Here is a 19243-nt window from a genome sequence, read left to right as displayed (position 1 = left end):
TTTCATTGGGTTAAATATTTTTTTGCTGGTCAATGGAAGAGACAATATTAAAACAATGCTCATAATATTGCCGAATACTTTTTAATCGCCACTTATTTATACGCTTACGTGTAATAACCAGAATAAGATTTAATATAAAAGTTACCATTAAAACCAAGTTTTATAGAAAAGCACTAATATAGCGTAAAAGTAACATAGAACTAGGTTTACTATGTAAAATAATATGACGCGTACCTTTTTTATCGACAAATAATTTAGTAATAATACCTTCTGCTTCAAAAGGAGTATGCATTAAAATATCTGACAATTTTTGCAGCTCTTGCCATTTTTGTAATGGAGAATAAGAATCAACAATAGTAGAGTGGAATGAAACTAAATCTACAAACGGTTTTCCTTCATCACTGATAAGTAATACACCTCTGGTCGGTGGTGTATTCAATAACGCCGCTGCTTTTTCTATTTCTCTATTAATATAAAAAGATGTCGTTTCATTAACCAGTTTTTCCAAGGTTTCTGCCCCGCCTGGCCGCAATATCACATTGGTACCCGCTAATTTCCCATTTTTAGCTCTGGTAACAAGTACCGACCATTCATAGGTATTACTTAAATTAACTAACGCGCTCTTTAAACGAAAACACTCATTATTAAGTGGGCATAATAAATTTGTTTTTAAGATGATATCAGCGAAATTATCAAGTAAATTCATACCAGATTTCATAATCTCTCGTCAAAGTTGCTGATTAACTTTACGATCCAAATTATTAAAATAAAGCTGCTGTTTAACTGTTGTTGAAAGAGAAAAGACTTTTTCAACTATATCAGATTCAGGTATAGGAGATGAGTTTATATTATTTCAGTAAATACCGGAACAATCAAAAGGAAGAAAATCAAACCTATTTCCTTTTTCTATAAAATCAATAGATACATAGCACATACCCACACCTTTAACTGCAATATAGTCACCAATCTGTAACGGCATCACTTCCAATTCGGCATAATTTGTTGTCTGTAGAAAATTTTCTCCATTAAGCCAATGAAAAATTAATCTCGCGGGTAAATGAACTGGTTCATAGAAGTGAAGTAATAACATAAGGAAAAAACTCGTTATCACCAACATTAAATTTTTGCCATATCTTTTATAGGGATAACGACGAGCCTCTTCATGTAAAGATAAATAACGTCCTTGACGAACAACGTAACCGTTTGCATACATATCAATATTAATAGCCTGATCAATCTTATATTCCAGAAATGGCTCCCAATGAGATAGATAAATAAGATCAATTCCAGCCAATGAAATATTATGTTTTTTACCTTTATCAAACTCGCCAAATAAACCCCATCGTTTAGGTTTACCTACCACACAACAAATATCCTATTGATATCTCTTACGAAAAATATATGGCCGATAAAGAAGATAAACTCCAATAATAAAAGTTAGCCCACCAAACAACATTAACCAAGGAAAAAAATAGTAATAGCGAATAACGAAAGTGCGCAAACAATTAGCCCAACACAAATAACACCACCGCCCCAAAAACTAAACGATCGATTAAGTTTATACTCTTCCAATGTTTCTTTTCTGACCTTAATAAACTTTACTAATTGCTAACCACTCTCTTGAATAATGGCATTAACTGGTGGAAATGTTATTTCTTTAGTTAACTGAAACTCTTTAAAATTTTGCTTAAAATCACCCAAGAAATGATTATTTACTGAGATAACAAGCGGTAAGGTATCCGTATCAATAACATCCATAACATTTTGAGTTGTTAAGTAAGGTTCTAATTGTCTGGGTAAATGAACTTCTTTAGAATCAATAAAATAGCGCCATAAATTATCTTGATCATTGATTAAAAAGAAGCGTGTTATTGCATTACAGCCAGTAGAAACCCAGGCATTTCTTTTAGGAAAATCAAATAATTTTCTTATTGTAGCTTCTTTTGTATTTATTAAGATTTGTTCAGAATTGGTATATTTAAGATAGTCACAAATTATCTGATATTCATCAGACGTAATTTTACGATAATTAGCTTGTATTAAGAAACGTAATCTATGTATATCATTACCTTTTTTTCCTTTCATAAACAAAAAGAAAATTAATATAAACAAGCAAATAATTAAAATAACCAATATAACAAAAGGTAAGTTCATTTCTTCCCCGATGTAACGAATAATGCCTGTGCAGAATAACAACCCTTTCAATAGCTCTAAATAAGGTAATTCCTATTCTAATTTTCTATTTTTAATATTAATAACAATGAGTAATGAGTTACGATTTGTCATTATTTATTTTAAAAACATGGTCGTTCAATTAATAAGTAATATAATAAAAATATTACTAAAACTCTCTTATTATAATAATCACCTCTGGCTAAATTTATTGATATATTATCACTAAAAAGATAGATTGAATGAGAATTGATTTCAGCAAAAAATCAAAAGATTATCTTCGCTCTGAATATAAAAAGTTATAATCTATTCAACAAATTTTGTCCGGGACACAGTATATGAAACAAATCAAAAAACCCAAAATTTTGAATATAAAAAATATTGCTGAATCTAGACTTTTTCGTATCCAATCTGTTGATCTTGAATTTAGTAATGGCGTTAAGCGTCTTTATGAACGAATGCAGCCAACAATAAATGAAGCCGTACTGATCGTTCTTATCATTAATGAAGAATTAATTTTAATTCGTGAATATGCTGTTGGTATTGAAGAATATTAACTAGGTTTTCCTAAAGGAGCTATTGATAAAGGAGAAACTGCCATAGCTGCTATAAGAGAATTAAAAGAGGAAATTGGTTATGGCGCAAAACATGTTGAATTACTAGCAAAACTAACAATATCACCCGCCTATTTTTCCAACAAAATGAATATATTCATTGCATAAAATCTCTATGAAGAAAAACTGGAAGGCGATGAACCAGAGCCATTAGAGCAAATTCGTTGGCCAATCGAAAACATGATGCAACTTCTTAATGTTAAAGACTTTAACGAAGCAAGAAATATTAGCGCCCTATTTTATGCTCAACGTTATCTCAAAAACATCTGCTAATTTTAATTAAGTCCTAATATTGTGAAATGAAATAGGGTCTATCTAATAACCCTAATTTCAATGACAAAAATTAAAGAATATTTTTACTATTCAAAAGAGTTCTTGGCTATTTCCATCTTCAGAAATAACAATTGTACCTACCTCTCGAATAGCCGCTGTTTTAGGTTCAGTTCCTTCAATAAAATATTCCAAATTTTTACTTACTGAATTATTCGTTGCTGATTTACCTGTTTTGCTATCAATAGTAATAGAAATAATTCCATCAGGAGGCTCTATGTCATTCTGACGAACTCCATCTAGAACAACTTTCATAAAATCATTCCAGATAGCTTGGGCACTTTTTGCTCCCGCTTCACCACCTGTAATAGTACGCCCTAAACTGCGCTTATTATCATCAAAAACTATCCAAGCTGTAGCAACAATATCGGGACCATAACCAGAAAACCAAGCATCTTTAGAACTATTAGTCGTTCCTGTCTTTCCGCCAATATCTTTACGCTTAAAATCTCTCGCACGCCAGCCTGTCCCCATCCAACCAAGCTCTCCATAAATATTCGTCATCATTGCATTACTAATCAAAAAAGCTAGGGGTGTACTAATAACATGAGGAGCATATTTTTTTGTTCAACCGTTATTGGAATTTCACTATTAATATCTACTCTAGGTTTAAAATTTATCATTGGCGTTGTAGATTTAACTATATCCTCAATAGATTCTGCATTTATTTCTTTAATTTTTGGCACATCATCATAAATAACAGGTATATCGTTATATTTTGGACAAGCGATTTTAGCTTTAGCTTCAAACACAACTTCACTTTGTAGCCCTTCAACGCGACTAATGAAATAAGGATCGATAAGGTAACCACCATTAGACATAACGGCATAACCTCGAACTATTTGCAGCGGCGTAAATGACCGAGCACCTAATGCCAATGACTCAGTTTGATTAATATTTTCTTCAGGAAAACCAAAACGTTTTAGATAATCCGCCGCATAATCAACACCCATCGCACGCATTGCGCGTACCATCACAACATTTTTAGACTAGCCTAATCCCTGACGCAAACTGATTTGAACAGCATATTTGGCGGGAGAATTTTTAGGTCGCCAATCTGAACCCGCTCCAGCATCCCAACGAGTAATCGGCATATCATTTAATAATGAAATTAACGTTAGTCCTTTATCTAATGCGGCGGTATAAAGAAAAGGTTTAATATTGGAGCCAACTTGACGTAACGATTGGGTTACTCGATTAAATTTACTTAATTCAAAATCAAACCCGCCAACCAACGAGACAATAGAGCCATCTAACGGATTAAGAGCAATAAAAGCAGAATTTGCTTCTGGTATTTGAGCTAACCACCAGCTATCGTCAACCGGTCGTATACGAATTAATTCTCCCACTTTAACAACTTCGTTAACCGTTTTAGGTGCTATGCCTTGACCCGCTTATCAGAAATATACTTACGTGCCCAAGAAACACCATTCATTGCCAACTCAACAAAAGCACCATTCGACATTATGACTTCAGCTTTATTTTTATTTATCGCAATAACCACTGCGGGAATTAATGGGCCCATAAGTAGATATTTTTTTCAGCTGTTCAATAATTTGTTCATGAGTCCAAGGTGTTTGTAGCTGAGTCCAAAGAATTTTTTCTGCTCCTCGATAGCCATGACGAATATCATAATTAATTAGGTTATTACGCAAAGCATTAAGCGCTGCTATCTGATCTTTACCGATAATTGTGGTATAAACTTTATAACCTTTTGTATAAGCATCCTCACCATAACGGTTATAGAGCTCCTGCCTAACCATTTCTGCCAGATAGGGAGCTGAAAACGAAATTTTTGGCGCGTGATAACTAGCAATAATGTTTTCACGCTTTGCTTTATTATATTGCTGTTGAGTAATATATACCCCTCTTCTAACATACACAATAGTACGGTATTTCGACGATTTATCGCTCGTTCATGGGAGTAAAGGGGGTTAAAAGTAGAAGGTGCTTTTGGTAAACCTGCAATCATAGCAATTTCACTTAAACTTAATTCATTTACAGACTTACTAAAATAAACATAAGCCGCTGCGCCTACACCATAAGCGCGATTTCCTAAATAAATTTTATTTAAATATAGTTCCAGAATTTCATCTTTTGACAACAATTGCTCAATCCGGATAGCTAAAAATACCTCTTTAACTTTACGCATCAATGTTTTTTCTTGACTTAAGAAAAAATTTCTTGCTAATTGCTGTGTTATTGTACTTGCCCCTTGCGAAGCATGACCGGAAACAGTCATCACCGATACAGCTCGAAAAATTCCTATAGGATCAACACCATGATGTTCATAATATCGGCTATCTTCCGTCGCGACAAAAGCTTTTATCATTAGCGTGGGAACTTCTTTTAATGGCAATGGAAGACGCCGTTTCTCTCTAAATTGTGCGATCAACTCACCTTCTGCACTTAACACCTGCATAGGTACTTGCAATCGAACATCTTTTAATGTTGCTACATCAGGTAATTCTGATTCGACATATTTGTACAAACCAAAAATAGATCCTGCCTCCAAAAATAGACAGCAAACTATAAAAAAAGAAAAAACTTTACGATCTTCACCTGAAATTCCCATTTACAATTTATTGGGTAGTTTATAAACATCGAATATTTAGTATAAATGTTTGAAATTACCTTGAATATGGAATTTTATACATTAACAATAGAAAAATCGTCTATGTTTTTACAAAAATGGCAGATTGGGCCTTGATATACATCATAATAAAATTCAACTTGTGGCTGCTACTCGACACAGACATGACTGGCAACTTCGCGAATGTTGGCAACATTCTTTACCAATCACTAAAACCCAAGATACTGAAACCCAAAATATTCGTATAACCACACTAAAAAATATCCTGCAACAACGATGGTACAAAAAACTACCTAACAATTGTGATACAAAATTTTCTTTATCATCATTACAAATCCTAAAATCTCACTTCCTTTTACCTGAAAAAATCACACTAACAGAACCAGAACTTGGTTGGTTCGTCCATAGCAAAGCTGAAACGCTATTTCCTATCGACATTCGTGAGCTTGTTTTGGATTATCGTATTTATCAAAAACAAATTTACTTTTGTGCTACCAGACATAGTGATATTGCTTTTTGGTCTGAATTATTACATGAGGTAGGTTTTTCACTTTCGGTTATCGATATATCTCCTAATGCTCTTCGTTACTTAGCACATAAAGCTGCTATTCCTGATAACACCTGGCTTATTTATCGGCGACAACAAGAGTGGATATGTGCAGGCCTTTTATATCAATCAATACACTACCAATCTGTTGAGATAACTGAAGTAGACTCTATAGAAAAATTGATACTATTACTACCTAAAGAAACTCAACAACAACCTAATACTATTTTTTACCTCGGTAACGATATAAAACATCATCATTTCTCCACATGGTCTCTGTTAGATTCTTTTCGATATTACCCTGTCAAGTTATCAAAAGATTTTCATAATTTTGCGATCGCCGCAGGTTTAGTGCTTCGTGAGGGAGACAAATGATGTATCAAGTTAATTTTTTGCCATTGCAGAAAAAACGCCTTAAACAACGTTATTATGGTTGGTTATCTCTCTTTTTTATCCAAATTTCAAGTTTGATATTAATTCTTTTTTTATATTAGATAGGCATAAACAGCAATACCTTCATCAACAATATTTACTTAATAATGAAAAAATAGAAATTGCAGCTATTGAACAACAGCTTGCTAACATTGAGCAACAGCAACAACAACTTAAACAATTAACGCAACAACTTAATACGTTAATTCAAACCGCTAACCACAACAAACGCCAACTTTATTTACTACAACAAATTCCGCATATTTTACCAACAGGCAGTTGGTTAGTCGCGCTTTCAAGCCAAATAGATAATTTGGTAATTAAGGCAAATAGCCATAATTACCATGAAATTTTACAGTTCATGCGCCAGTTAACCGAGCAAAAGATAGTAACTCAAATCCAATTACAAACAATACAACTGACCTCTCAGAATATTCAAAAAACCACATTAAATGCAAAGTGGCTATTTTCGGAGGAACAATATGATAAAAAATAAAATATATGAATGGTTTTATAGACCATTATGGAAACAACTTATCCCACAATGGTTAACACTTTTTTTGATTTTTCTCTTTTTCTTTATTTTTTATTGGTCAAAAAATGCTTTAATCATTAATGAATTGAACCGACAACGGAAAAACAGCAGGCAACATATCAACACATTAAAAACCCAACTCATACAAAATATAAATACCTTGATAAACCAAAGGAAACAACAAATAACAGACTTACTTACTTCAATACAGACTACTCCCCATACTTTTGAGCAATTTAAATTTCCGCCACCTACTTCAGTAAAAAACTTATCTATTGGCAACAACAAAATCAAAATAATCGCGTAGATTACTATTTCACAATTTTAGCAAGCTACTATCAATTAATAGCTTTTATCGAAAACTTACAAAAAACACATCCACTACTACTTATTCATCAACTAAAAATAACACCAAAAAAATAATTTACATTGCGAATTCATTCTTTCATCAATGACAAAAAGCCTAACATAATGAATTTACTTACTTTAATATCAATTTAGCGTTAATGTTATAGCCGCCAGAGAGCCATTTACGCCGCCAAAAACAGAGGAAATCATTGAAAACAATGTTACTCATACAATATCGATAGCTGAAAAAAAAGAGTGATATACATTATCTAAGTTATCCCCTGCAATATGTCGAAGCGGAATTACTAGCATCTCAACTTTCACAAAATAATCCACCTTTACTCTCAAAAACAGGAAAAGTTTTTGCCGATAAACAGAACAATAACTTAATTTTTGAGGATACACAGAGACATATTGAGCGTCTTCAATCCTGGCTAAAAAAAAAATTGATATACCTCAACAACAAGTCCAAATCACGGCCTATATTATCAATAAAAGTCGAGAAGCTTTATATGAGCTGGGTATCTTTTGGGAACTTGGTACTGATAAAATCAATCAAGTAGGGATTAATCGACTTAATATTCATCAACCAGCACCATCTTCAATTCCACATATCGCATTTAATATTGCTAAAATTAAAAGTCACTTATTGTCACTGGAATTAAGTGCCTTAGAACAAGAAAATCAGCTATCTATCATTGCCAGTCCCAGATTAATAGCCTCTCATAACCAATCTGCCAGCATTAAATAAGGCACGGAAATACCTTATGTCATTCAAAGTAATAAAAAAGTCAGATAAAATTTAAAGAAGCAATTTTAGGAATGGAGGTTATTCCTACTATTTTACGAGGAGGTAAAGTTCGTCTATCGCTAAAAATCAGTCAAAATAGCCCCAATACCGCTCTGCTAGCAAATACTTACCAACATATTGCAATTAATAAACAAGAAATATCAACCCAAATTACTATTAATCATGGAGAAACATTTATTTTAGGTGGGATTTTTCAGCAGAAAAAAGTAGTCAACAGCAAAAAATCCCCTACCTGGTAGACATTCCTTTTTTGGTCATTTATTCACCAAAGATGGAAAACAAACTTACCATAGAGAATTAATCATATTTATAACACCACAATTAATTAATATTTAACAAAATATAGTAACTAATAATTATTTTTTATAATATAACTTCATCCTAAACAGCACCCAAGAGAGCAAAAATCATCCAATTATTGTGAATGGTGGATTATAAATTTGACGATAAGAAAGATTTAGCTTACAAAGTTAGCTATTTAGCGAAATAAATATGTTGTGCGCACTCGATAATAAAACTTTTATATGTATGATTAGAGTTGCATTTTTAGCTAATCTATTGCGATAATTTTTATATCTAATTTAATATCATTCATAATTGGCAGCAAATAATACATTTTCCGTATAGATATCGACGTGGTTTTCAAATTGATTGATGTTAAACTTAGTGCGCAAACAAACTTAAAGACGAATACTTGAGCTTCGTAATACTGTATATTGCGTATTACGAGACATTCGGGATTTTAAACTTGTGAAGAAATACTGCTATCAGTTATGTTCCAAAAACAGGCCCTTCCAATATAATTCAGAAAAAACTGAATGTATTTGGGATTTTTTTGCTTTTATATGCAAGAAAAGATGTCAATACTCATGAGGTTTCAATTATAGGTCCCGTTGCTAATTTGATTGGCGGGGGCGGGTTATCATTAACGAATAATCTTAGTAATACCAAAAACATGGCAGAGAAACACAATATCTTTCTGGTTGGGCCTATGGGCGCCGGAAAAAGTACTATTGGTCGCCAGCTAGCGCAGCAACTTAGTATGGAGTTTTTTGATTCCGATCAAGAAATTGAACGACGTACTGGTGCTGATGTGAGTTGGGTATTTGATTTGGAAGGCGAAGAAGGTTTTCGGGAACGTGAAGAAAGAATTATCAATGAGCTTACAGAAAAACAAGGCATTGTTCTAGCAACAGGGGGGGGATCGGTAAAATCAAAAGAAACACGCAACCATCTTTCTGCTCGCGGGGTAGTCGTTTATCTTGAAACTACGATTGAAAAACAAATGGCACGAACTCAACGCGATAAAAAAAGACCTTTATTGCAAGTAGATCAGCCTGCTCGTGAAGTTTTAGAAAAACTCGCTCATGAACGTAATCCACTTTATGAAGAAATCGCAGACATTACTATTCATACCGACGATCAAAGTGCAAAAGTAGTTGCTAACCAAATCATTGAATTATTAGAAAATACTTAATTTCAATAAATCAATATGAATGACTGATTGACCATGCCATAAAGGTAAAATCAATATGGAAAAATTGACAGTTACACTCGGTGAACGGAGTTACCCTATTAGTATCGCTTTTGGTTTACTTAACTCACCTGATGCTTTTTTACCGCTTAAAAGTGGCGAATACGCAATGATTGTAACGAACAAAACGCTACATTCCATTTATTCTGCAAGAGTAAAATCTACTCTTACAAAAATGGGCGTCAAAGTTGATGAGATCATTCTACCTGACGGAGAACAGTACAAATCATTAGCTAGTCTTGATACTGTCTTCACTGCTTTATTGGAAAAAAATCATCCTCGAAGCACCACCCTTATTGCCCTTGGGGGCGGTGTTATTGGTGATTTGACAGGATTTGCTGCCGCCTGCTACCAAAGAGGCGTTCGTTTTATCCAAGCAACAACCTCGCTTTTATCTCAAATTGACTCATCTGTTGGAGGAAAAACAGCAGTAAATCATCCATTAGGTAAAAACATGATTGGTGCTTTCTATCAGCCAATATCAGTTATTATTGATTTAGATAGTCTAAAAACATTACCAGTACGTCAGTTTTCTTCAGGCTTAGCTGAAATTATTAAATATGGCATTATTCTAGATTATGATTTTTTTTGTTGGTTAGAAAAAAACATTAATAAACTATTTGAATTCGATGAAAAAACAATAAGTTATTGCATACGACGTTGTTGTGAATTAAAAGCAAAAATCATTGCTATAGACGAAAAAGAAACCAATGGACAACGTGCATTATTGAACTTAGGACATACCTTTGGTCATGCTATTGAAACTGAATTAAGCTATGGTTGTTGGCTACACGGTGAGGCAGTTGCTGCAGGTATCGTGATGGCTGCAAAAACCGCAGAGTTAATTGGCCAATTTGATAATAATGATACTCAACGCATTTTAAACTTACTGAGGCAAGCAAATCTCCCTATTAAGGGACCAGCAAAAATGGCTGCTGAAGCTTATTTACCTCACATGATGAGAGATAAAAAAGTAGTTAATAATCAACTCAATCTGGTGCTACCCAAATCTATTGGCAACGCAGAATTATACACTAATATAAGCCATGAGATTGTTTTAAAAGCAATTAAACAATGCCTACATACAGATTAAACCTTGATTGAGATAGCAAGATAGCTATAGTGACACTATAATAAATATCCGTATTTTAGAATCAAATTGTACAAAAAATCATCTTTATGCATGATATAAGGTCATTCACCTTAAAGGGAGGGAAAAATGGACGAGTTTAAACCAGAAAGAAATCCTCAAGATCAGAGTAACTTCCGGCCAGACACTTCAGACAGGCCTGTATTACGTTCACGTCAGCAAGGATCTAAACACCATCTAGCTTCTCGGCAATATGTCATGATTGGTATCGCTGTTTTGGTTCTATTATTACTCATTATCGCGATTAGCTCCGCACTTAAAACACCAACAGATCATGAGAAACAAAATACCTCTACAACAATAAATGAACGTAACATTGATATTTCTAAATCAACATCACTATCAAATGAGTCCCCTTTATCCCAAGAACAAAACCAACCACAAAACGTAACCATGCCTTCAATTAGTGATACACCGACTGAAAGTTCCTTACCTCCAGTCAACCAAGGGCAAGGTAAACGTATTGAAATCCCTGGTGACGTTGTTGATGCTTTACGCCAGGGACAAACATTACCTAATGCAAAGCAACAACTCGTTGAAAATCGAACATCAACGCCATCATCAACAAAACTTCCCGCTACTACACCACCTAATATCGTTGAACCAATTAAAACTAATCCTGAAACAAAACCTATAGTTAGAACACATACAAATCAAAGTGGTGATTTATTATCGGCTCCAGCGAGTAATTACACACTACAATTAAGTAGTGCAAGCCATTCTAACTCACTAGAAGCATTTGCTAAAAACAATCGCTTAACTAATTATAAAATCTATAAAACCAGGCGCAATGGACAACGATGGTATGTTCTTATCCACGGTAATTACCGCTCAGTCAGTGAAGCAAAAAACGCAATTTCAACTTTGCCCGCTTCTGTTCAGGAAAAAAAACCCTGGGTTAGAAAATTTCAGCAAGTTAAGCAAGATCAAAAATAAAGAATCATTAGGCGCAAATATGCTGTCCTAAACAGAGATATATCAAAAACTCTGGAACATTTAGATAAAATATGGCGGCATGAAGAAAAAACACGCTTTTTTAAAATGGGCTGGCGGTAAATATCTTCTGGTAGAAGAAATTAAAAAATATCTACCAGAAGGTGATTGTCTGGTAGAGCCATTTGTCGGGGCAGGTTCAGTATTTTTGAATACCAACTATAATGCTTACATCCTAGCTGACATCAATAATGATCTTATCAATTTATATAATACTGTAAAATATCATACTGATACATTTGTGCAGCATTCACTTCAGCTTTTTAACAATGAGTTTAATACACCTGAACAATACTACCGTTTACGTACTGAATTCAACTTATGTAATAATCCTAGACGTCGTAGTGAACTATTTTTATATCTTAATCGTCATTGCTACAATGGTCTTTGTCGTTACAACTCAAAAGGGGAATTTAACGTTCCATTTGGGCGCTATAAAAAACCTTATTTTCCTGAAGATGAACTCTATTGGTTTGCAGAAAAAGCACAAAAAGCTATTTTTGTCTGCCAAACCTATCAAGAAACATTACTATCAGTAAACAAAAGTGCTGTTGTTTACTGTGATCCACCCTATACACCTCTTTCTGATACGGCTAATTTTACCGCATATCATACAAATATTTTTGGCAACAAAGAACAATACAATCTGGCTCAAATCGCTTATCACTTATCATCAACTCGCGGAATACCCGTATTAATATCAAATCATGATACACCAGCGACTAGAGAATGGTATCATCATGCCAAGCTAAATGTTGTTAAAGTACGCAGAACAATTGGTCGTAATAGCCTTGCTCGTAGAAAAATCGATGAACTTTTGGCATTTTATAATCCAACTTATAAAAAAAACGCAAAAAGTAAAAAACAAATCGGAGACAATAATGAAAGATTTTCTGATTGCCCCCTCTATTTTATCCGCAAATTTTGCATGTTTAGGTGAAGATACTGGGAAAGTCATTAAAGCTGGAGCTGATATTATCCATTTTGACGTAATGGATAACCATTATGTTCCAAATTTAACTTTTGGCCCAATGGTATGTAAAGCATTGCGAGATTATGGTATTAAGGCACCCATTGATGTGCATTTGATGATAAAACCTGTAGATCGACTGATTCCTGACTTTGCTAAAGCTGGTGCAACCTATATTACCTTTCACGCTGAAGCAAGTGAGCATATTGATCGCACATTACAATTAATTAAAGATAACGGTTGTAAAGCTGGTTTAGCTTTTAATCCCGCTACACCATTAAACTATTTAGATTACGTGATAGATAAACCGGATATAATCCTAATGATGTCGGTAAATCCTGGTTTTGGTGGACAATCTTTTATTCCACAAACCCTAAATAAATTGCGTCAAGTTCGTAAAATGATCAATGAAAACGGTTATAATATTCGCCTAGAAGTTGATGGTGGGATCAACATTAATAATATTATTAATGTTGCAAATGCAGGTGCTGACACCTTTGTCGCAGGTTCTGCAATTTTTAATCAACCAGATTACAAAACTGTCATTGATGCTATGCGTAAAAAGTTAGCTGAGGCAATTTAATAGCATTTAAAAATTAACCAATATTAAAGCATTTGATTTGGATGGTACATTAGTCGACAGTGCAGGCGGATTAGCTGATGCTTTAGATCATGCTTTAATCATTCAGCAATTACCCGCTGCGGGCAAAGAACTTGTTTTCTACCTGGGTTGGTAATGGTGTCGATTATTTGATAAAATTTATGCAACAATAGTAATAACTTGGTAGTCAGCTTTTTCTTGGAGTAAAAGAAACATTAGCAGAAATAGCCAAAAAATCTTTACCAATGGCAATCGTCACCAATAAACCTACGCCATTTATTGACCCTTTATTAAAAAAATTGACCATTGATTGTTATTTTTCTTTAATATTAGGGGGAGATGACGTAAAAGAGAAAAAACCCCATCCGTCTCCATTATATCTTATAATGGGAAAATTTGGCCTACATAAAGATCAATTATTGTTTGTCGGTGATTCTCATAATGATATCTTAGCCGCTAAAGCTGCAGATTATCCTTGTGTGGGTTTAACTTACGGATATAACTATGGTGAATCTATCGCATTAAGTAAACCAGATTATGTATTAGATAACTTTGCCGATCTACTTCCTGCGTTAGGACTACCACTTTTGACAACTCTGGGATAATAACATGAATATACCCCCTACAAATTCAACTAATACCGACAAAAAGCCTATTGTATTCAGTGGGGCTCAACCGTCTGGGGAGTTAACCATCGGCAACTATATTGGCGCATTACGCCAATGGGTTCAGATGCAAGATAATTATGACTGTATTTATTGTATTGTTGATCAACATGCCATTACAGTTCGTCAAGACCCCAAAGAATTAAGAAAATGTACGTTTGATACATTAGCCTTATACCTAGCTTGTGGTATTGATACTAAAAAAAGTATTATTTTTGTTCAATCCCATGTTCCGCAACATGCTCAACTTAGTTGGGCGCTTAACTGTTATACCTATTTTGGTGAATTAAGCCGCATGACACAATTTAAAGACAAATCAACACGTCATGCTGAAAATATTAATGCTGGATTATTTGATTATCCAGTATTAATGGCTGCTGATATTTTACTTTACCAGACAAACCAAGTCCCAGTTGGTATTGATCAAAAACAACATTTAGAATTAAGCCGCGATATTGCTCAACGTTTTAATTCGCTCTATGGTGAAATATTTACTGTACCCGATCCCCTTATTCCTGAAAAAGGAGCGCGGGTTATGTCTCTACAAGAACCACAAAAAAAAATGTCAAAATCAGATGATAACCGCAATAATGTAATAACTTTATTAGAAAACCCTAAATCAGCGGCTAAAAAAATAAAACGTGCCCTTACTGATTCTGACGAGCCACCGCAAATTTATTATGATACAGAAAACAAACCGGGTATTTCTAATCTGATAGATATCCTTTCTGGCGTAACAGGCATATCTACCTCGGCGATAGAAAAACAATTTACTGGAAAAATGTATGGCGATCTTAAAAATACCGTTGCTGAAGCTGTTTCAGATATGCTAATAAATATTCAAAACCGTTTTGATGAATTTCGTAATAACGAAAAATTATTGAATGACATTATGTTTGAAGGTGCTAGCAAAGCAGAAGCTCGCACTCAAGTAACCCTTAGTAAAGTTTATGACGCGATAGGTTTTATTAGTCCTATAAAAAAATAATGCTCTTTTCCCTCCTAAAATACGAGGGAGATTGACATTAAGAATAAATTCAAAAATTAATAAAAATAAATAGTTAAAACAAATATCAATCTTTATTTTATTAAAATATTTATTGAATAATATAAATAACAAAATACCATTTAGCGAAACCAAAAGTTTCTTTTATTTTTTTATATATAATTAATAAGAGTTAAAATTTTTTTTATTACTATAATTTTAATTGGTCATTAAAAAATATTAGTAGGCCAGTAAATCATCTGGCACTACTAACATTGATATAAAACAAACAGATAAAGTCAATGCTATTTTACTTCTTCTGCAAAACGTTTTGCCGCTTCATCCCAATTAACGACTGACCAAAAGGCTTTAATATATTCAGGGCGACGATTTTCATATTTAAGATAATAAGCATGTTCCCAAACATCAATCCCTAAAATAGGATAACCGGAAACACCAGAAATAGATTCACCCATTAATGGGTTATCTTGATTAGCTGTCGAAACAACCGCCAGCTTTTTTCCATCCGATTTCAATACTAACCATGCCCAGCCGGAACCAAAACGAGTGGCTGCTGCTTTTTCAAAGATTTCTTTAAAATTCTCAACGCTAGCAAAATCACGTTCAATCGCAGATTTCAACTCACCCTTTAGTTCAGTACCTATTTTCAAACCGTTCCAAAACATACTATGATTGGCATGACCACCTGCATTATTACGTAAAAAAGTACGCTTATCGGCAGGCACCTTATCTAAATTTTGAATTAAATCATCTATATCAAGTTTAGCAAGCTCAGGAAAATCTTTTAACGCATCATTAGTATTATTGACATATGTTTGGTGATGTTTGGTATGATGGATCTTCATTGTCCTTTCATCAAAATGTGGTTCTAGTGCCCCATATTCATAAGGCAGGGTAGGTAATGTATAGCTCATCCGCATTAACTCCTGTTACTTAAATATAAAATAAATGTTTCAATCAATCCTTATTTTACAAGGATTACCATAATAATGAAAACAATTATAAACAATATATTTTTTAAGGTTTTTATTTCTCTATAAAAAATCGATATATTAGCTCATTAGATTAAAATAAACTTTTTTCATAAAAATCATTAATTAAAACAATTTAAATAAAATAATTAATAATAAATCTAAAATAAAACACCCTCATTTACGTGATCACTTACACAAAAAAACAAATTCTTTTTCATAGGTTTAGCTAACTGCTCTTTGACATATGATTAACACAAATGAGGAGAAGAAAAATATGATATCAACGTTCAAGTACCCCATTCCTACTGAAATTACCGCACATACCTTAGTTAATAAAAAACAGTACCAACAAGATTATCAATTATCACTTGAAGATCCTGACGATTTTTGGCGAGAAAAAGGTCAAATTGTTAACTGGATAAAACCCTAAACCAAAGTAAAGAACACTTCATTTGATCCAGGGCACATTAACATCCAATGGTTTGAAGATGGTACCTTAAATTTAAGTGCTAACTGCCTAGATCGTCATTTACAATTACGCGGTGATCAAACTGCAATCATTTGGGAAGGAGATGATTCATCACAGTCTTATCATATAACTTACCGCCAACTTCATCATAATGTCTGCCTATTTGCCAATGCATTAAAAAAATTAGGCATCAAAAAAGGTGATGTTGTTGCTATTTATATGCCGATGATACTTGAATCAAGCCATCGCCATGTTAGCATGTACCCGCATTGGAGTTATTCACTCTGTTATCTTTACTGGTTTCTCACCCGAAGCTATTGCAGGTCGTATTATTGACATTAAAGCTAAACTGATCATTACCGCAGATGAAGGGTTAAGAGCAAATCATACTATACCACTGAAAAAAATGTTGATGAAGCGTTAAAAAATCCGGCAATTGAAAGTATTAATAATGTTATTATTTTTAGACGAATAGGTAATCAAATAGATTAGCAAGAAAAACGTGATCATTGGTGGCATGAAGTTATTAAAGGCCTCAACGCTGACTGTCCCGCTGAAGAAATGAATGCAGAGATCCTTTATTCATCTTTATACATCTAGTTCAACAGGCAAACACAAAAGCGTCTTACACACTACTGGTGGCTATTTAATTTATGTTTCTATCACTTTCAAATACGCATTTGACTACCAGGTAAAAGAAATTTATTGGTGCACTGCTAATATAGGCTGGGTAACAGGCCATAGTTACTTAATTTATGGCCCACTATCCAATGGGGAGCCACCACGCTAATGTTTGAAGGTGTACCTAACTATCCAAGTATAAATCGCATGAGCCAAATAGTTGATAAACATAAAGTAAATATTCTTTATTCTTTATTCTTTATTCTTTATTCTTTATTCTTTATTCTTTATTCTTTATTCTTTATTCTTTATTCTTTATTCTTTATTCTTTATTCTTTATTCTTTATTCTTTATTCTTTATTCTTTATTCTTTATTCTTTATTCTTTAAGGATTTTAGGCTCTGTCGGTGAACCTATTAACCCGGAAGCTTGAGAATGGTACTACAAAAAAATAGGTAATAGTCATTGCCCTATTATTGATACTTGGTGGCAAACAGAAACCGGTGGTTTTATGCTTCTTCCCTTACCGGAAGTAACTGAACTTATTGATAATTTAGGTAATTTACTTGAGGGTATTGCTGAAGGCAATTTTATTATCATGGATTCATGGCCAGCACAAGCTAGAACCATTTATGGTGACCATGAACGCTTTCAACAAACTTATTTTTCACTATTTAAAGGTATGTATTTCAGTGGAGATGGTGCTCGCCGTGATGAAGATGGTTATTATTGGATAATTGGTCGTGTTGACGACGTTTTAAATATTTCTGGTCATCGTTTAGGTACGGCCGAAATCGAATCTGCACTTGTAGCGTTCCCTAAAATTGCTGAGGCTTCCATCGTTGGTGTCCCTCAATATTAAAGGACAAGCTTATTTATGCCTACATTACATTAAATAATGGTGAAGAACCTTCAGCAGGGCTTTATAATGAAGTACGCAATTGGGTGCGTAAAGAAATTGGGCCAATAGCTACACCAAGATATCCTTCACTGGACTGATGCATTACCAAAAATGCGCTCAGGCAAAATTATGCGACGTATTCTAAGAAAAATCGCCACTGTTGATATAAATAATCTTGGTGATACATCAACGTTAGCAGATCCAAGTGTTGTTGAAAAACTACTAGAAGAAAAGGATTCGATTAATATTTCTAATTAGATTAGTCAATTACCTATAATAAATGTCAAAAATATTAATAAAAATTGTCGGTAAAATAGATATAATTCAACTATAAAATATGTTATTCATTAAGTTAGATTTATTATTTACATATACATAAAAGCAACCTTAATTAGGTGTCCTTAATATTTTAAGCTTAGCAGTTCCCTACCCTCACATGGGGAGACCCCAAACTACCATCGGCGCTACGGCATTTCACTTCTGAGTTCGGCATGGGGTCAGATGGGACCACCGCGCTATTACCCCGCCAGACAAATTCTTTTTTTTATCCCGTCTGATTTCGCTGGCTTCCGGCCTGCTCACCTACCTCAGCAGCGACCACACCTCTGCCTTCAGCAAAATCTGACCAGATTCAATCTCAAAACAAACTAAAATTCTTTCTCTCTCAAAACACTTTCGGTGTTGTCAGGTTAAACCTCTCGGGTCATTAGTACTGGGTTAGCTCAACGTATCGATACGCTTACATAACCAGCCTATCCTACGTCCTCGTCTCGAACACCCCTTATAGGACATTACTGTCAGGGAAGACTCATCTTGAGGCAAGTTTCCCACTTAGATGCTTTCAGCGGTTATCTCTTCCACACTTAGCTACCAGGCTATGCAATTGGCATGACAACCTATAACACCAGTGGTGCGTCTACTCTGGTCCTGTCGTACTAGGAGCGCAGCCCTCCTCAATCTTCCTTTGCCCACAACAG

Annotated in this window: 12 protein-coding genes, 2 rRNA genes and 6 pseudogenes; 14 read left to right on the top strand and 6 right to left on the bottom strand. The window is 34.1% G+C overall.

All coding sequences use genetic code 11. The annotated features are described in order from the left end of the window. Positions 1-10: 10 nt before the first annotated feature. Both ARADI_RS20105 and ARADI_RS20100 read right to left on the bottom strand, forming a co-directional pair. Positions 11-1363 (bottom strand): annotated as a pseudogene (locus ARADI_RS20105) (IgaA/UmoB family intracellular growth attenuator). Positions 1364-1455: 92 nt separating this feature from the next. Further along, positions 1456-2154, bottom strand: a pseudogene (locus ARADI_RS20100) (IgaA/UmoB family intracellular growth attenuator). A 356-nt stretch (positions 2155-2510) separates the two neighbouring features. Between ARADI_RS20100 and nudE the strand changes: the two are divergent. Then, positions 2511-3059 (top strand): annotated as a pseudogene (nudE, locus tag ARADI_RS15105) (ADP compounds hydrolase NudE). Between the two features lie 90 nt (positions 3060-3149). Here the strand turns inward: nudE and mrcA are convergent. Continuing rightward, positions 3150-5678, bottom strand: a pseudogene (gene mrcA, locus ARADI_RS15100) (peptidoglycan glycosyltransferase/peptidoglycan DD-transpeptidase MrcA). Between the two features lie 137 nt (positions 5679-5815). On the opposite strand from mrcA, the gene pilM reads away from it, so the two are divergent. The 12 genes and pseudogenes from pilM to trpS all read left to right on the top strand — a co-directional run bounded on the left by pilM (position 5816) and on the right by trpS (position 15283). Beyond that, the gene (gene pilM, locus ARADI_RS15095) at positions 5816-6631 is read left to right on the top strand and encodes a pilus assembly protein PilM (RefSeq protein ID WP_119712546.1); all 816 of its coding nucleotides are present in this window, start codon (positions 5816-5818) and stop codon (positions 6629-6631) included. Positions 6632-6689: 58 nt separating this feature from the next. Further along, positions 6690-7184: a PilN domain-containing protein gene (locus ARADI_RS15090; protein ID WP_119712545.1), complete on the top strand. Its 495-nt coding sequence runs from the start codon at positions 6690-6692 to the stop codon at positions 7182-7184. Then, entirely contained in the window at positions 7171-7530 is a 360-nt protein-coding gene (locus ARADI_RS15085; protein WP_119712544.1) for a hypothetical protein, read from the top strand. Before ARADI_RS15090 ends, ARADI_RS15085 begins: the two co-directional genes overlap by 14 nt. A gap of 283 nt (positions 7531-7813) precedes the next feature. After that, entirely contained in the window at positions 7814-8134 is a 321-nt protein-coding gene (locus tag ARADI_RS21375; RefSeq protein WP_119712635.1) for a secretin N-terminal domain-containing protein, read from the top strand. Between the two features lie 259 nt (positions 8135-8393). Continuing rightward, complete coding sequence (locus ARADI_RS15075) at positions 8394-8621, top strand: secretin GspD/PilQ domain-containing protein (RefSeq protein ID WP_119712543.1); 228 nt, start codon at positions 8394-8396, stop codon at positions 8619-8621. Between the two features lie 716 nt (positions 8622-9337). After that, complete coding sequence (aroK, locus tag ARADI_RS15070; RefSeq protein ID WP_119712634.1) at positions 9338-9859, top strand: shikimate kinase AroK; 522 nt, start codon at positions 9338-9340, stop codon at positions 9857-9859. Positions 9860-9914: 55 nt separating this feature from the next. Then, positions 9915-11009: a 3-dehydroquinate synthase gene (gene aroB / locus ARADI_RS15065; protein WP_119712542.1), complete on the top strand. Its 1095-nt coding sequence runs from the start codon at positions 9915-9917 to the stop codon at positions 11007-11009. A 126-nt stretch (positions 11010-11135) separates the two neighbouring features. Beyond that, entirely contained in the window at positions 11136-12002 is an 867-nt protein-coding gene (locus ARADI_RS15060) for an SPOR domain-containing protein (RefSeq protein ID WP_119712541.1), read from the top strand. A 79-nt stretch (positions 12003-12081) separates the two neighbouring features. Next, positions 12082-12999: an adenine-specific DNA-methyltransferase gene (gene dam / locus ARADI_RS15055; RefSeq protein ID WP_119712540.1), complete on the top strand. Its 918-nt coding sequence runs from the start codon at positions 12082-12084 to the stop codon at positions 12997-12999. Beyond that, positions 12941-13612, top strand: coding sequence for a ribulose-phosphate 3-epimerase (gene rpe / locus ARADI_RS15050; RefSeq protein WP_119712539.1), 672 nt, complete (start codon positions 12941-12943; stop codon positions 13610-13612). Before dam ends, rpe begins: the two co-directional genes overlap by 59 nt. Positions 13613-13634: 22 nt before the next feature. Continuing rightward, positions 13635-14235 (top strand): annotated as a pseudogene (locus ARADI_RS15045) (HAD family hydrolase). 4 nt (positions 14236-14239) lie between these two features. Then, positions 14240-15283, top strand: coding sequence for a tryptophan--tRNA ligase (gene trpS / locus ARADI_RS15040; RefSeq protein ID WP_119712538.1), 1044 nt, complete (start codon positions 14240-14242; stop codon positions 15281-15283). Positions 15284-15585: 302 nt separating this feature from the next. Here the strand turns inward: trpS and sodA are convergent, their stop codons facing one another. Beyond that, entirely contained in the window at positions 15586-16215 is a 630-nt protein-coding gene (gene sodA / locus ARADI_RS15035) for a superoxide dismutase [Mn] (RefSeq protein ID WP_119712537.1), read from the bottom strand. 334 nt (positions 16216-16549) lie between these two features. On the opposite strand from sodA, the pseudogene ARADI_RS21965 reads away from it, so the two are divergent. Further along, positions 16550-18524: pseudogene (locus tag ARADI_RS21965) on the top strand (acetate--CoA ligase). Between the two features lie 155 nt (positions 18525-18679). On the opposite strand, the gene rrf reads toward ARADI_RS21965, so the two are convergent. Both rrf and ARADI_RS15015 read right to left on the bottom strand, forming a co-directional pair. After that, positions 18680-18797 (bottom strand): 5S ribosomal RNA (rrf, locus tag ARADI_RS15020). Between the two features lie 154 nt (positions 18798-18951). Beyond that, positions 18952-19243, bottom strand: a 23S ribosomal RNA gene (locus tag ARADI_RS15015); the annotation flags it as partial.

Source organism: Arsenophonus endosymbiont of Aleurodicus floccissimus, assembly GCF_900343025.1.
GTDB lineage: Bacteria > Pseudomonadota > Gammaproteobacteria > Enterobacterales > Enterobacteriaceae > Arsenophonus.
This window is presented reverse-complemented; position numbering and strand designations above follow the sequence as displayed.